This window comes from Streptomonospora sediminis (assembly GCF_054778995.1).
This window is the reverse complement of sequence record NZ_BAAGYZ010000103.1, coordinates 23,963-38,955: the sequence shown is the minus strand read 5'-3', so window position 1 is coordinate 38,955 and position 14,993 is coordinate 23,963. Positions and strand designations below refer to the sequence as shown.

Sequence of the window (14,993 nt, the reverse complement as noted above, 5' to 3'; positions counted from 1 at the left end):
CCACCGATACCCCGCGCCGGCTGCGCCGGGCCAACAGCAGCGGAGGACGCTGATGTCCGCACTGCGCGCCGGTGTCATCGGGCTGAACTCCATCTCCCGGTTCTACGTTTCCGCACTGCAGCGCCTGCCGTCATGGGAGCTGGCAGCGGTCTGCGACCGCAACCCCGAGGCGCTCACCCCGCTGCAAGGGGCCGCCCGCTGCCACCTCGACCACCGCGACCTGCTGAACGGCGGCGACCTCGACGGTGTGATCGTCACCGCCCCCAACCACCTGCACGCCACGGTGTGCCGCGACGTGCTGGCGGCCGACCTGCCGGTGTGCGTCGAGAAACCGCTGGCCACCCTGCCCTCCGACGGCGCTGCGCTGCGGGCCGAGGCCGACCTGCGCGGCACTCCCCTGTTCACCGCGTTCCACCGCCGCTACAACCGGTCGGTGCGCGCGCTGGCCGCTCGCCTGCCCGCCGATGTGCCCATCACCTCGGTGCGGGTGCGCTACCTGCAGGACATCGAGGACCAGATCGGCCCCGAACTCTGGTACCTGGACCCCGAACGCTGCGGGGGCGGCTGCGTGGCCGACAACGGGACCGATGCCTTTGACCTGGCCCGGATGCTGCTGGGCGAACTCTCGGTAACCCAGGCGCACATCGCCTACGACACCTCCGGCGTCGACCGGCAAGCGCAGGTACGGCTGCGCGCGGCCGACGGCGCCGAAGCCGCGGTCGAGCTCGACTGGTCCTACCCCGGCGAATGCAAGGACATCCAGGTGCGGCTGGCCGACGGACGCACCGAGACCGCCGACATGCTCAGCGGCTTCGGCGGTTTCAAGGCGTCCCTCTGGCACGAGTACGAAGGGATCCTGCAAGACTTCGCCCAACGCCTACGCGGCACCCCCACCCTCACCGACGACAACGCCGGCACCGCCGCACTCACCCTCGTCGATTCGGCCTATCAGACCCAACGCGGCAACCGGCAACCCGCAACCGCCGCACCTCCGCAGGCGATACGGGACATGTGAGCGGCCCCGGTGGCCGCCGACCGCGCCGCAGTGGAACCGACGAGGCGGCGGCCGAATCACCCCGTTCGAAGCAACGGCGATAATCGACCCAGCCATCCAGGCCCGGCCTGCTCGGATACGGGGGTGGGCGCCAGGGCGCTAACCGCGGCGCCGGCCGCAATCCGGCGATCCGCCTGCTTTGCCGACGCTCTCGATCGCCTCGACCAACTCCCAATCCGTGACTGCGCCTTCGCAGACAACGAGAACGCGTGACTTCGCCTTACGGGTCCGCGTGTTCCGCGAGAGGTTCGCCTTCGCCCTGCGAGGACGGTTCATCGTGTTCCCTGTGCAAGCCGGAGAATACCGAACGTATCTCATCGAAATCCACGTAGGGAACGGCCCCGTACCGGCCTTGCAGGTAGCCCCGCTCAGTGTTCTCCTCCCCTCGGGGACGGAACTCGGCGAGGGAGAACAGTTGCGTGGCGCCCTCCGCGTCTTTCTCGGTGAACCATACCTCATCGCGGTTGAGGAGTCTGCTCTCCATCATCCTGCCCAGTAGGGTGGTGTCATGGGATGCGAAGACGAGTTGAGCGTCTTTGGGGTTGACCTCGGAATCCGTGAACATCTTGATCACGGTGGAGGAGATCATCGGGTGCAGACTGGAGTCGATCCCGTCGACAAGGAACACGGAACCACTGCGCAGTACGCGGACGAGCGGGCCGATGAGAGACACCCAGGACCGGGTCCCCTCACTTTCCTGGCTGAGGCGGAGGGTGCGCGTAGTGCCGCCGCTCCGCCGTTCAAGCACGAGATCCTTCGAATTATGCGCCACGTAGCTCTTATAATCGAACAGGAGATCTCCACCTGCTTTCCCAAAAAAACGGGGTCCGCTTGACGCCTCCAGTCGCCATCCGGTAATTCCGAGATCGGCGACCGCAAGTATCCGGAAAACAGATTCAGCGGAATCCCCTTCGGAAAGCAGTCTCTTTGTCGCGTCTATACTGTCCCGTTGATCGCTTTCATCCTGGCGCGCGGAAGAAATACCTTCGACAATCTCATCGTATATCCAGAAGAGTTGCCGGTGCCCGTTGGACGCGGCCGCGGAGAGATACAGAGAGTTTTCCCTGGTAAGGCGTCGAATCTGCTCTACTTCGCCGGTGAGGGAGCGGCCGAACCGGTACGTGTGCTCCCTGCCGTCCCCCGGTTCCCGTTCGAACCAGCGCTGGGCACGGCCGTGCGGATAGGCGTAAAGCCACTCGCCGGCAACACGGCTATCGTCCACCTCAAAGCCGTACGTATAGCGGGTTCCACCGTGGGTCAGAACCACCTCGAAGAAGGACGGGGTTCGGGGGGAGTCGTCGTCCAGCAGGAACGGGTCGCGCGGAATGCCCCCTCCGGGTTCCCAACGTGTGTGGGAGTCGTGGACGGCCCGGCGCATCCACCGCAACGCATCGAGCACGTTCGACTTGCCCGAGGCGTTGGAACCGTAGATCCCGGCGACCCGCACGGTCGGCGGGGTCTCGCCTGCCTTGGGTTTGGCCCCGCCCCGCTCCGGGACCGCGACAAGGGACAGCTCCTGCTCATCGCGAATGGATCTGTGATTGGCGACGCGGAACCGCAGCAGCGTGTCCGGCCCCTCCTTCAACACCCTCTGCACGGTGTGCCACCCAATGGACGGCTGGGCATCCTATGGCGGCCTCCTACGCACCCTACGCACTTACATAGCGGATTACGAAGGTTTACGTCGCAACAGGCCTTGGAATTACATGGCCGATGCTGCTGGGGCATCAGCCGGCCGCCGCTGCGGGCGATGGGCACCGAACGCGGTCACCCCTGGAGGAAGGCGGTGAGGTGGTCGGCCACCTCGGTGGGGGACTCTTCTTGGACCAGGTGGCCGCAGGGCAGCGCGTGGCCTTCGACCCCGGCCGTGGACACATCGCGCCAGGTGGCGGGTACGTCGTAGGTTTTGCCGACCGTGCCCTGGGCTCCCCATAGCGCCAGGAGCGGTTGGGTCAGCAGGTGGCCGGCGGCCGTGTCGCGGTGGTCGTGGGTCAGGTCGGTCGTTGCGGCGGCCCGGTAGTCCTCGCAGACGGCGTGGACGGTGCGCGGGTCGCGGTAGCAGCGCAGGTACTCCTGGACCAGGTCCTCTTCCGGGACGCCCGCGGTGCGGCTCTGGCCGTTCAGGTGGGCGCGCAGGTAGGTCTCGGTGGCGCCGGCGATCATCGTCTCCGGTAGCGGCTCCGGCTGGATGAGGAAAAACCACCAGAAGTACCGGGTGGCGAACGCGCGGTCGGCACGGGCGTACATGGTCGCGGTGGGCGCGATGTCGAGGACGGCCAGCCGCTGCACGGCCGCGGGGTGGTCCAGGGCCATGCGGTGGGCGACCCGGCCGCCGCGGTCGTGGCCGACCACGGCAAAGGTGTCGTGGCCGAGGGCGCGCATCAGCGCGACCTGGTCGGCGGCCATGGCCCGTTTGCTGTAGGGGGTGTGGTCGGCGTCGCTCCCGGGTTTGCCGGAATCGCCGTATCCGCGCAGGTCGGCGGCTACGACGGTGTGGTTCCGCGCCAGCGCGGGCGCGGTCGCCCGCCAGGTGGCGTGGGTCTGCGGGTGGCCGTGCAGCAGCAGGACCGGCGGGCCGCTGCCGCCGGTCGCGGCGCGGATGCGGACTCCCGCTCCGACGTCGGTGTCCGCCGCGGTGAAGCCGGGGATCAGCGTGGTTGCAGCCATGTCTCCTCGTCTCCCGTTTCGTTGTCCGGCCCCGGGGGGCTGGGGACGGCCGGCGGCCCCGCGCGCCGTGCGCGGCGCAAACTCTACGCCGCGGCGGTGCCCGCTTAGCCGAGCGCCCCCGCCGCCGGTGGCGGGCGCAGCCCTCGGGCCGCCCTGCCGTGTCCGCCGCTGCGCCGCGCTCCGCGGGAGCGGTCCCGCCCCCGTTAGGCTCGGTTGCCATGGAAGAACGCAAGCTCGGCAAGACCGGCAGAAACGTCAGTGTGATCGGATTCGGCGCCTGGCAGATCGGCGCCGCGTGGGGAGACGTCAGCGAGGACGACGCTCTCTCTGCGCTGCGCACCGCGGTGGACTCGGGCGTCGGCTTCATCGACACCGCCGACGTCTACGGCGACGGGCGCAGCGAACGCCTGGTCGGGCAGGTGCTCAAGGAGTACCCGCACCTGATGGTGGCCACCAAGATGGGTCGGCGCGTGCCCCAGGAAGCCGCCGCATACAACCCGGAGAACTTCCGGGCCTGGAACGACCGCTCCCGCGCCAACCTGGGCGTGGACACCATCGACCTGGTGCAGCTGCACTGCCCGCCCGAGGCCGTCTACGCCTCCGGCGCGGTCTTCGACGACCTGGACGCGATGGTCGCCGAGGGCCGCATCCGCGCCTACGGGGTCAGTGTCGAGACCTGCGCGGAGGCTCTGGCCGCGATCGAACGCCCCGGTGTGGCCAGTGTCCAGCTGATCCTGAACGCCTTCCGGCACAAGCCGCTGGAGGAGGTGCTGCCCGCGGCCCGCGAGGCGGGCGTGGGCATCATCGCGCGGGTGCCGCTGGCCAGCGGCCTGCTCTCGGGCAGGTACACCGCCCAGACCGCCTTCGGCGAGGACGACCACCGCAACTTCAACCGTGCGGGTGCGGCCTTCGACGTGGGCGAGACGTTCTCCGGCGTCGACTACGAGACCGGGCTGGCGGCGGTGGAGCGCATCCGCGAGGTGGTGCCCGAGGGCATGGCCATGGCCCAGTTCGCGCTGCGCTGGATCCTGGACCAGCCCGGTGTGAGCACGGTGATCCCCGGCGCCCGCAATGCCGAGCAGGCGCGCGGCAACGCGGCGGCCGCCGCTCTGGAACCGCTGCCGCAGGACGTGCACACCGCGGTGCGCGAGATCTACGACGAACTGATCCGCCCCCAGGTGCACAACCGCTGGTGACGGTGCCCGCCCGGGTGCCGCGCCGCGCGAAACCGCGGCGCGGCACCCGAGCACGGCGCCGCCGGTGGCGGCCGTAGCGGCGGGTAGCGGGTGGCAGGTGGCGGCCTGGCCGTGCCGCGCCGCTCAACCCATTGACATGCAACCTGAAAGTTCCCCAAATTGATGAGCAACCTTCCGGTTGCATGTTTGGTGATGGCGATGGACGCGATCTTCAAGGCACTGGCCGACACCAGCCGGCGGCGGCTACTGGACGCGCTGAACGCGCGCAACGGGCAGAGCCTCCGCGAGCTGTGCGCGGAACTGGACATGACGCGCCAAGCGGTCGCCAAGCACCTGGGGGTCCTGGAGTCCGCCGGGCTGGTGAGCACGTCGCGCCACGGCCGGGAGAAGCTGCACTTCCTGAACGCGGCACCCATCAACGACATCGCCGACCGCTGGATCCACCGCTACGACCGGGCGCGGGCGCAGGCCCTCGCCGACCTCAAACAGGCTCTGGAGGACAGTCCGATGAGCGGCACCGACAACGCGGAGGGCGCGGGCGAAACGCGCTTCGTCTACATCACCTACATCGACACCACACCCGAGCGGCTCTGGCAGGCGCTCACCGACCCGGCCTTCATCAGCCGCTACTTCGAGGGCGGCGGGCCCAGCTCGGACTGGCAACCCGGCTCGCCCGTGCTGTGGAAGATGGACGCGGGCGACCAGTGGCACGACTGGGACCAGCATGTTCTGGAGTCCGACCCGCCGCGCCGGCTCTCCTACACCTGGCACAGGTTCGAGCCGGAGATGGCCGAGGCGTTCGGCATCAGCGGCGAGCGGCTGGAGAAGCTGCGCAACGAGCGGCGCTCAAAGGTCACCTTCGACATCGAGCAGGCCGGTGCCGCCGCGAAACTGACCGTCACCCACGACGATTTCGACCCGGGCAGCGAGATGCTGGCCGGCATCAGCGAGGGCTGGCCGGCGATCCTGTCCAACCTGAAGACGCTACTGGAGTCCGACCGGATCGTCCCGGTTTCCGAGGAGACCGCGGAAACCTCCGGCTGACGGCAGACCAAGAAACCGGCCGGCAACGGGCCGGCCGCCCCGCCGCCCACTGCGCTCACCCGCTCACCCGCCCGCGGGAGGACCGGTGGCCTGTCCGGGTTCGGCGGGGTGCCCCGCCGGCATCCGGGTGCCCGCCTGCAGCGGCACCAGTTCCGACTGCAGCACCATGGTGGCCGCGCCGATGGCGGGGGCGGTGGCGGCCGAGGTCGAGATCTGCACGGCCACCGGGTGCGTGGCGCGGGAGAAGAACGCCCGGTCCAGCTCCTCCTGGATCACCGGCAGGTACAGCGGCCCGGCCACGGCCAGGCTCTGGCCGGTGAGCACGATGCGGTCGAGGTCCATAACGTTGGCCAGGGTGCGGGTGGCCACGGCGAGGTAGCGGGCGGAGCCGTCCACGAGCGCGCGTGCGCCCGGGTCGCCGCGCCGGGCCGCGCGCGCCACCGCGGCGAACTCGGCCGCCGCTGCGGAGCGGCCGGGTTGAGCGTAGGCGCCCAGGCCGACCGAGCGGGCCACTTCCGGGGCGGCGCGCGCCCGGGCCACCACAGCGGCCGGACCGGCCAGAGCCTCGGTGCATCCGCGCGCGCCGCACCAGCACTCGGGGCCGTCGGCGGACACGCAGATGTGCCCGATCTCGCCGGCGTTGCCACTGGTCCCGTGGTAGGGGATGCCGTTGATGAGGATGCCGGATCCGATTCCGGTGCACATGTAGACCGCGGCGAAGGTCGAGGAGTCACCGGCCGCGCCGGACCAGTACTCGCCCAGCGCCGCAGCGGTGGCGTCGTTGCCCAGGATGACCGGCAGCCCGGTGGCCTGCTGCACGGCCCGGTCCAGGGGGAAGTCCTCCCAGTGCCGCATGGTGGGCGGGGCCAGGCGCATGCCGGTGGCCGGGGCCAGCGGCCCGGGCGAGACCAGGCCCGCGCCCAGCACCCGCGCCTCGTCGATCCCGACCCCCTCGATCAGGGTGCGCACCTCGGCGGCAATGCGTTCGACGACCGCGGGCGGGTCGGCTGCGCCCGCCCCTGCGCGCGTCATCCGGGCCACCACGGCCCCGCCGAGGTCGGCGAGCACGTAGGCGATGCCGGAGTGGTCCAGGTGTATGCCGACGGCATAGCGCGAGGACGGGTTCAGCTGGAGCAGTACCCGCGGTTTGCCGCCGGTCGACTCCGCCCGCCCGGTCTCGACGACCAGGCCGTCCTCGATGAGCTTGCGCACGACCGTGGAGATGGTCGCGCCGGTGAACCCGGTCGCGTCGATCAGACCGGCGCGGCTGATGGTGCCGGCGGCGCGGATGGCGTCGAGCACGGCCGCCCGGCTGCTGGCATGCGGTATGGCCCGCCCCGGCCCGCTCACCCGGCACCTCCGCTCCGTGTCTGCGCCGAGTTCCGGCGCCCCGGTCGGCAAACCGGGCCCCGTCCCCCTGCACCGCGCGCCGCAGCGCTGACCCGCCGGCCTGTTTGACCCGCTGACCCGCTGACCCGCGCGGGCCGGCCGACTGCTGCGCATGCTACCGCCGGGGCGCGGCCCGAACCGCTGCCCGGCTGCGCGCCGCCCACTGCAGCGGCTCCCACACTGGTCGGCGCCCGCCGCAGGCACCCCGCCGTTGCCGGGCGCGAGCGGAGTTGATTGACTTACTTTGTTCGCCAACTTAAGTAGGCCGATTCAAGTAGGCCCCCCGACTCCTGGGTGCACCATGCGCTGCACCGCGACCGCCCCCACTGACCCGCCCCTTCGACGACCCGCACTCGCGGCGGGCCCAGTCTGGAGTGATCACACATGCTGCGTCAGACCCTGCACGAGGACTGGCTGCTGTCGACGACCGCCGGCCCCGTACCCGAGGAGATCGCCGGACGCACCATCCCGGCGCAGGTCCCCGGAAGCACCCACGTGGACCTGCTCACCGCCGGCTTGATCAGCGATCCCTACCTCGACACCACCGAGAACGACCTCACCTGGGCGCACCGCACCTCGTGGCGCTACACGCTGACCTTCCAGGCCGACGCCCCCGGAGCCGGCGAGCGCACCGACCTCGCCTTCGACGGGCTGGACACCATCGCGACCGTCCGCCTGAACGGGCACCGGCTCGGCGAAACCGCCAACATGCACCGCGGCTACCGGTTCGACGTCCGCGACGCGCTGCGCGGCGGCGCCAATGAGCTCACCGTCGACTTCTCGCCCGCGCTGCACTTCGCCGAGCAGGAGCGGACCCGCCTGGGCCACCGCCCGCACACCAATTCCCACCCCTACAACATGATCCGCAAGATGGCCTGCTCGTTCGGTTGGGACTGGGGCCCCGACCTGCAGACGGCGGGTATCTGGAAGCCGGTGCGCCTGGAGCGCTGGCGCGGCGCCCGCATCACCGGGGTGCGCCCGCTCGTCACCGTGGGCGCTGACGGCACCGGGCGCATCGAGGCGCACGTGGGGATCGAACGCGCCGTTCCCGGCAGCGGCGGCGACATCGTGCTCACCGCGCGCGCGGCCGGCCGCGAGGCCGCCGTCAGCGTGCCTGCGGACGCCGCCGAGGGCGTGGCCGTGATCGAGGTGCCCGACGCCGAACTGTGGTGGCCCGCCGGCTACGGCGACCAGCCGCTGTACGGCCTCGACGTCGCCATCGCCGAGGGCGCCCCGGGCGCGGCTGGGGCCGAACTGGACTCCGCCCACCGGCGGATCGGCTTCCGCACGGTCACCGTGGACACCACCCCCGACGACATCGGCGCCCGGTTCGTCATCACCGTCAACGGCCGGCCCATTGCGGTCAAGGGCGCCAACTGGATCCCCGACGACCACTTCCTCACCCGTATCACCCGCGAACGCCTGGCCCGCCGCGTTGACCAGGCGGTCGGCGCGCACATGAACATGCTGCGCGTGTGGGGCGGCGGAATCTACGAGACCGACGACTTCTACGACGTGTGCGACGAGCGCGGCGTGCTCGTCTGGCAGGACTTCGCGCTCGCGTGCGCCGCCTACCCCGAGGAGGAGCCGCTGGCCGCGGAGTTCGAGGCCGAGGCCCGCGAGAACGTCGCCCGGCTCAGCTCGCACGCTTCGCTGGCGGTGTGGAACGGCGGCAACGAGAACCTGTGGGGCTTTGCCGACTGGGGCTGGCCCGAGGAACTGCAGGGCCAAAGCTGGGGTCCGTACTACTACTACGACCTGTTCCCGCGCGTGGTGGCCGAACTGGACCCCACCCGCCCCTACGTCGACGGCAGCCCGTGCAGCCCCGGCTACGCCCCCGAGGAGCTGCACCCCAACCACCCCGACCACGGCTGCCGCCACGAGTGGAAGGTGTGGAACGAGATCGACTACACCCACTACCGCGACACCGTGCCGCGGTTCTGCTCCGAGTTCGGCTTCCAGGGGCCGCCGACCTGGACGACCCTGACCACCTGGATCCACGACGACCCGATCACCCCCACCTCGCCGGCGTTCCTGCTGCACCAGAAGGCCAACGGCGGCAACGGCAAGCTGCACGGCGGCCTGCAGGGCCACCTGCCGGTGCCCGCGGACTTCGCCGACTGGCACTGGGCCACCCAGCTCAACCAGGCCCGCGCCGTGTCCTACGGCGTCGAGCACTTCCGGTCCTGGTGGCCGCGTACGGCGGGCACGCTGGTGTGGCAGCTCAACGACTGCTGGCCGGTGACCTCGTGGGCGGCGGTCGACGGCGACGAGCGCCCCAAGCCGCTCTACTACGCCCTGCGCAGCGCCTACGCGCCGCGCCTGCTCACCTTCCAACCGCGCGACGGACGGGTGGCGCTGATCGCGGTCAACGACTCCGACGAGCCGTGGAGCGGCCGGGTGCGGCTCCAGCGGCAGACCTTCGCGGGCGAGGTGCTGGAGACCGCTGAAACCGAGCTGGCAGCGGACGCCCGGTCGGCCGCCCGTATCGACCCGGCCGATGAGCTGCTGGCCCCGGCCGACCCGGCCACCGAGCTGCTCGTGGCCGAGGCCGGCGGCGTCCGCGCCGTGCACCTGTTCGGTGAGGACCCCGAGCTGGCCTACGACACCGCGCCGCTCAGTGCCGTTGCCGCGGCGGTGCCCGGCGGCTACCGGGTGGACGTGCACGCCCGTTCGTTCGCCCGCGACGTCGCCGTGCTGGCCGACCGGGTCGCGCCCGACGCCGAGGCCGACGACATGCTGGTTCCGATGCTGGCCGGCGAATCCCGTTCCTTCACCGTGCGCACCGGCGCCGATATCGACCCGGCGCTGCTGACCGGCCCGCTGGTGCTGCGCTGCGCCAACGGACTGGCGGACGTGCCGGCCGAGCCCCTGCCGGAGCAGGCGGGGCGACCGGGCGGGGACTGAAGGTGAACACGTCCGCTTACCACCGCGGCGCCGCCCCGGGCGCGGTCGGGCTGGTCCTGGCGCGCCCGGCCCGGCTGCTCAGCGTCGAACCGTTCTTCATGGAGTTCATCGGCGGGATCGAGGAGCGGCTGGCCGAGCGCGACGTTTCGGTGCTGCTGCACATCGTGGCCGACCAGCAGGCCGAACTGGCCGCCTACCGCCGGTGGGCGGCCAAGGGCCTGGTCGACGCGGTCGCGGTGGTCAACCCGGTCGTCGGTGACGAGCGGCCGGGCGTGCTCGCACAGCTCGGCCTGCCCGCCGTACTCGTGGGCACGTGGGAGGGCGGCACCGAGGGCGGCACCGCCGCGTCTGTTGTGGGCACCGACAACGCCGCGCCGGTGCACGAGGCGCTGCGGCACCTGCTGGACCTGGGCCACCGCAGGGTGGCCCGGGTCAGCGGGCCCGCAGAGCTGCTGCACACCGGCAAACGCACGGCAGCGCTCCAGGAGGGCTGCCGTGCGGCGGGCATCGAACCGCCGGTCATCGTCGAGGGCGACTACTCGCGCGAGGCCGGCGCCGACCTGACCGCCGCACTGCTGCGCCGCCCGGACGCCCCGACCGCCGTGCTCTACGACAACGACGTCATGGCCGTGGCGGGGCTGCAGGCGGCCAAGGAGCTGGGGGTCGCGGTGCCCGAGCAGGTGAGCCTGATCGCCTGGGACGACTCCACGCTGTGCCAGCTGGCCGCGCCGCCGCTGACCGCGATGAGCGTGGACGTCCACCGGTTCGGGGCCGCGGTGGGCGAATCCGTGCTGGAAGCCGTTGACGGCCTGCCCGTGGCCCGGCGGTCGTCGCCCGGTGCCCGCATCACGCCCCGCGGCAGCACCGCGCCGCCGCCGGTGCGCGGTGCCTCCCATTAGCGGGGAGCAGCCGAGCAGGGGCGGCACTCGCCCCGATGTCCGGCGTACGGTATCCGGCACCCGCTCCTCGGCGAACGTTACATTTGCCGGAGTCGAGGAGTGCGCAGCCCCCGGAGTCCGAGACGCAAAGGAAGTCCACCGTGCGCCGTCCCACCATCGCCGACATCGCCCAGGCAGCGGGTGTCTCCAAAGGCTCCGTTTCCTACGCACTCAACGGCAGACCCGGTGTATCGGAAACCACCCGGCTGCGCGTGCTGGCCATCGCCGAGGAGCTGGGGTGGGCGCCGAGCACGGCGGCGCGCGCCCTCTCCGACGGGCGCGCCGACGCCATCGGCCTGGTCGTCGACCGGCCCGCGCGGACGCTGGGGCGCGAGCCGTTCTTCATGGAGCTCATAGCGGGGGTGCAGACCGTCCTCAGCGAGACCTCCACGTCGCTGCTGCTGCAGGTTGCGGCCGACCAGGACCACGAGATCCGGACCTACCGCAACTGGCACGCGCAGCGGCGGGTGGACGGCGTGCTGGTGATGGACGTGCTCATCGACGACCGGCGGCCCGCGGCGCTCGCCGAGATCGGGCTGCCGGGCGTCCTCGTCGGCGGCCCGCTGCCGGGTGCGGCGCAGCCGTGCCTGTGGTCCGACGATGCCGAGTCGGTCGCGGTGGCCATGCGCTACCTCGCCGGCCTCGGCCACCGGCGCATCGCCCGGGTGGCCGGGCCTCGGGCGCTGCTGCACACCTCGCGGCGCTCGCAGGCCTTCGAGGCGGCCGCCGCCGGCATCGGTTTGGAGGCGCACTCGGTCGTGCACGCCGACTACTCCGACGAGGCGGGCGCCGACGCCGCGCGCCGGCTGCTGAGCCGTCGGCCGCGGCCGACGGCGCTGGTGTTCGACAACGACCTGATGGCCGTCTCCGGGCTGGGCGTGGCCCAGGAGATGGGCTTCTCGGTCCCGGCGGACCTGTCGGTGATCGCCTGGGACGATTCTCCGCTGTGCCGCATGGCCCGCCCCGCGCTGACCGCCATGGCCCGCGACGTCCGGGACTACGGCGAGCAGGCCGCCCGGATCCTGCGCCGGGTGCTGGCGGGCGAGGAGCCGCCCGATCTGCCCGCGGCTCCGGCCGAGCTGGTGCCCCGAACCAGTACCGGCCCGCCTCCCGCCGAAGAGGGGCCGTGAGCGGTCCGCGCTTGCGGTGGCCGGCCGGCGCCCGCCGCGACCTGCGAACGGGTACCCCTGGGCCCCAGGGCCCGAACGGCGGGCAGGTAGCCTCCTTAGGGCGCACCGCCCCGGCGGCCGGGGCCGCCGCCGGGCCCGGAGCTGTTGCGGCACGGGAACGGCCCAGGAACCGGCCGCGCAGCCCGCCGCGGGACCGGCCGCCGAGCCCATCGCCGAACCGGCCGCTCATCCGGCCACCCAGCGGACCGCCCAATGGACCGCCGGACCGCCCGACCGGCTGACCCTGAACCCGGTCAAACCCTTCTGCCACGGACGAATGGAGTCGCTTTGGACCCCTCAGCCACCGATCCCGCGCCCCTCGCCTGGACACGGGAGCAGGCCGACGGCCTGGTCGCCTGGGCCGGGCGCGCCCGGCAGGCGCACGGTTTCGCCTGGCTGGACGACGACGGCCGCCCCCGTGAGGAGCAGGGGATCCAAACCTGGATCACCGCGCGCACCACGCACGTCAGCGCGCTGTGCGCACGCGGGCAGGGCGGCGCGGCAGGCGCGGCAGGCGCGGCTGCAGAGTTGGCTGAGCATGGCGTGAGCCGCCTGCGCGAATCCCTGCGCGATCCTGAGCACGGCGGGTGGTTCTCCACGGTCGCCCTCGACGGCTCGCCCACCGACACCGACAAGGCCGGCTACCAGCACGCCTTCGTGCTGCTGGCCGCCGCCACCGCGACCAGCGCCGGCACCGCCGGGGCCGCCGACCTGCTGGCTGACGCCTCGGCCACCGTCCTCGACCGCTTCTGGGACTCCGCGGCCGGGCTCGCCGCGGAGTCCTTCGACCGCCCGTTCACCAACGCGGAGCCCTACCGCGGCGCCAACAGCAACATGCACATGGTCGAGGCGTTCCTGGCCACCGGCGCCGCAACGGGCGACGCGGCCTGGGCCCGGCGCGCGCTGGGCATCGCCGACTTCCTCATCCGCCGCCAGGCCGCAGCAAACCGCTACCGGCTGCCCGAGCACTTCACCACCGAGTGGGCGGTGCTGCCCGAGTACAACCGCGACCGGCCCGGCGACCCCTTCCGCCCCTACGGTTGGACGCCGGGGCACTCGCTGGAGTGGGCGCGCCTGCTGCTGCACGTGGAGGCCGCCGTGGAGGCGCCGCCGGAGTGGCTGCTGCCCGCCGCCGAGGCACTGTTCGCCACAGCGGTCGAAGCCGCCTGGGCGCGCGACGGCGCCGATGGATTCGTCTACACCCTGGACTGGGACGACCGGCCGGTCATCCGCGAGCGCATGCACTGGGTCGCCACCGAGGCCATCGCCGCGGCCCACGCCCTGCACACGCGCACCGGCAACGCCGACTACGCGGGGCTCGCCGACCGCTGGTGGAACCACGTGCGCACGCACTTCGTCGACCAGGCGCCGAACTGGCGGCACGAGCTCGACCCGCAGAACCGCCCCAGCGCCACGGTCTGGAGCGGCCGTCCCGACATTTACCACGCATACACCGCCCTGGCGTTCGCCGCGGGCAACCCGATCCCCGGGTACGCGGTGCTGAGCGCCGGCGGCGGTCCTGAGGGGAGTGCGAACGCGTGAGCACCGAAGTGACCGATCCCGCCGCCGCCCCGACCGGGGCAGCACCGGCCGACCGTTCGGAGCCGCGGGTCGCCATCGCCGGCGAGCACGTCATGGACCTGCTTCCCGAGGACGGCGGAGTGCTGCGGCCGGTTCCCGGAGGCGGTCCGGCGAACATCGCCGTGGCAACCGCCCGCCTGGGCACACCGACCATGCTGCTGTCGCGGTTCGGCGCCGACGCCTTTGCCGAGCGGCTGCGTGGCCGGATGGCCGCCGAGTCCGTCGACCTGAGCCGCTGCCCCACCGGGTTGGGATCCTCGGCCCTGGCGGTCGCCACGTTGGACGCCGACGGTTCCGCGCGCTACGACTTCTGGCTGGAGGACGCCCCCGACTGGGGCTGGACGCAGGAGGAGCTGGCCGGTGCGCTGCCCGAGTCGGTGCGGGTGCTGCACCTGGGTTCCATCGCGGCGCTGCGCCCGCCCGGCGACACCGAACTGCTGGAGCTGGCCCGCCGCGAGCGCGAGCGGCGGATCGTCACCTTCGACCCCAACGTGCGGATGGCGACCCTGCCCAGCGCCGACCACGCGCGCGGGCGCGTCGAGGACTTCTGCGGCGCGAGCCACCTGGTCAAGGCCAGTGACGCCGACCTCGCCGAGCTCTACCCCGGGGTCCTCCCCGTGACGGCGGCGCAGCGGCTGCTGGAGTTCGGGCCGCAGGTGATGGTCGTCACGCGCGGCGGCAAGGGCGCGTTCGCGTTCAGCAGGTACGGGAGCGCCGAGGTCGCCAGTCCCGCGGTGCAGGTGCACGACACCATCGGCGCCGGCGACACGTTCATGGCCGCCCTGGTGAGCGGCTGCGCCGACCGCGGCGGCACCGTCCCGACCTCATCGGAGGACCTGCGCGACCTGCTGGAGACCGCCGCCGGCGCCGCCGCCATCAACTGCACCCGCCCGGGCGCCGACCCGCCCACGGCCGCCGAACTCGCCGGGTTCAGGGCGGGCGGCGGGGCGGATCCGTCGGCCGGGGCCGCCGAGTCCACCCAAGCCCTGTTTAATAGGCCCTGATCGATCGGGACCGCCCGCATGCCGGTGCCTGCGCACAGCACGGA

At 72.2% G+C, this 14,993-nt stretch carries 11 protein-coding genes; 8 read left to right on the top strand and 3 right to left on the bottom strand.

Annotation, left to right across the window (positions count from 1 at the left end; all coding sequences use genetic code 11):
- Positions 1 to 52 precede the first annotated feature (52 nt).
- On the top strand, positions 53 to 1,015 hold the full coding sequence (locus ACYVD5_RS19950; RefSeq protein ID WP_461002609.1) for a Gfo/Idh/MocA family protein: 963 nt from the start codon (positions 53 to 55) through the stop codon (positions 1,013 to 1,015).
- Positions 1,016 to 1,274: 259 nt separating this feature from the next.
- Here ACYVD5_RS19950 and ACYVD5_RS19945 read toward each other — a convergent pair whose 3' ends face one another.
- Positions 1,275 to 2,651 carry an AAA family ATPase gene (locus tag ACYVD5_RS19945; protein WP_461002608.1) on the bottom strand — a complete coding sequence of 459 codons (1,377 nt, stop codon included), beginning with the start codon at positions 2,649 to 2,651 and terminating at the stop codon, positions 1,275 to 1,277.
- A gap of 170 nt (positions 2,652 to 2,821) precedes the next feature.
- Positions 2,822 to 3,721 carry an alpha/beta fold hydrolase gene (locus ACYVD5_RS19940; RefSeq protein ID WP_461002607.1) on the bottom strand — a complete coding sequence of 300 codons (900 nt, stop codon included), beginning with the start codon at positions 3,719 to 3,721 and terminating at the stop codon, positions 2,822 to 2,824.
- A 218-nt stretch (positions 3,722 to 3,939) separates the two neighbouring features.
- On the opposite strand from ACYVD5_RS19940, the gene ACYVD5_RS19935 reads away from it, so the two are divergent.
- Positions 3,940 to 4,917 (top strand): aldo/keto reductase, encoded by a 978-nt coding sequence (locus ACYVD5_RS19935; protein ID WP_461002606.1) that lies wholly within the window; start codon positions 3,940 to 3,942, stop codon positions 4,915 to 4,917.
- A gap of 162 nt (positions 4,918 to 5,079) precedes the next feature.
- Positions 5,080 to 5,961, top strand: coding sequence for an ArsR/SmtB family transcription factor (locus ACYVD5_RS19930; protein WP_461002605.1), 882 nt, complete (start codon positions 5,080 to 5,082; stop codon positions 5,959 to 5,961).
- A 63-nt stretch (positions 5,962 to 6,024) separates the two neighbouring features.
- Here ACYVD5_RS19930 and ACYVD5_RS19925 read toward each other — a convergent pair whose 3' ends face one another.
- Positions 6,025 to 7,263, bottom strand: coding sequence for an ROK family transcriptional regulator (locus ACYVD5_RS19925; protein ID WP_461002604.1), 1,239 nt, complete (start codon positions 7,261 to 7,263; stop codon positions 6,025 to 6,027).
- A gap of 471 nt (positions 7,264 to 7,734) precedes the next feature.
- On the opposite strand from ACYVD5_RS19925, the gene ACYVD5_RS19920 reads away from it, so the two are divergent.
- The 5 genes from ACYVD5_RS19920 to ACYVD5_RS19900 all read left to right on the top strand — a co-directional run bounded on the left by ACYVD5_RS19920 (position 7,735) and on the right by ACYVD5_RS19900 (position 14,949).
- Complete coding sequence (locus ACYVD5_RS19920) at positions 7,735 to 10,257, top strand: glycoside hydrolase family 2 protein (protein ID WP_461002603.1); 2,523 nt, start codon at positions 7,735 to 7,737, stop codon at positions 10,255 to 10,257.
- Between the two features lie 2 nt (positions 10,258 to 10,259).
- Complete coding sequence (locus ACYVD5_RS19915; RefSeq protein ID WP_461002602.1) at positions 10,260 to 11,156, top strand: LacI family DNA-binding transcriptional regulator; 897 nt, start codon at positions 10,260 to 10,262, stop codon at positions 11,154 to 11,156.
- 140 nt (positions 11,157 to 11,296) lie between these two features.
- A complete protein-coding gene (locus ACYVD5_RS19910; protein WP_461002601.1) occupies positions 11,297 to 12,325 on the top strand; it encodes a LacI family DNA-binding transcriptional regulator in 1,029 nt (342 codons plus the stop codon).
- A gap of 327 nt (positions 12,326 to 12,652) precedes the next feature.
- Positions 12,653 to 13,906 carry an AGE family epimerase/isomerase gene (locus ACYVD5_RS19905; RefSeq protein ID WP_461002600.1) on the top strand — a complete coding sequence of 418 codons (1,254 nt, stop codon included), beginning with the start codon at positions 12,653 to 12,655 and terminating at the stop codon, positions 13,904 to 13,906.
- Positions 13,903 to 14,949 (top strand): carbohydrate kinase family protein, encoded by a 1,047-nt coding sequence (locus ACYVD5_RS19900; RefSeq protein WP_461002599.1) that lies wholly within the window; start codon positions 13,903 to 13,905, stop codon positions 14,947 to 14,949. Before ACYVD5_RS19905 ends, ACYVD5_RS19900 begins: the two co-directional genes overlap by 4 nt.
- Positions 14,950 to 14,993: the final 44 nt, after the last annotated feature.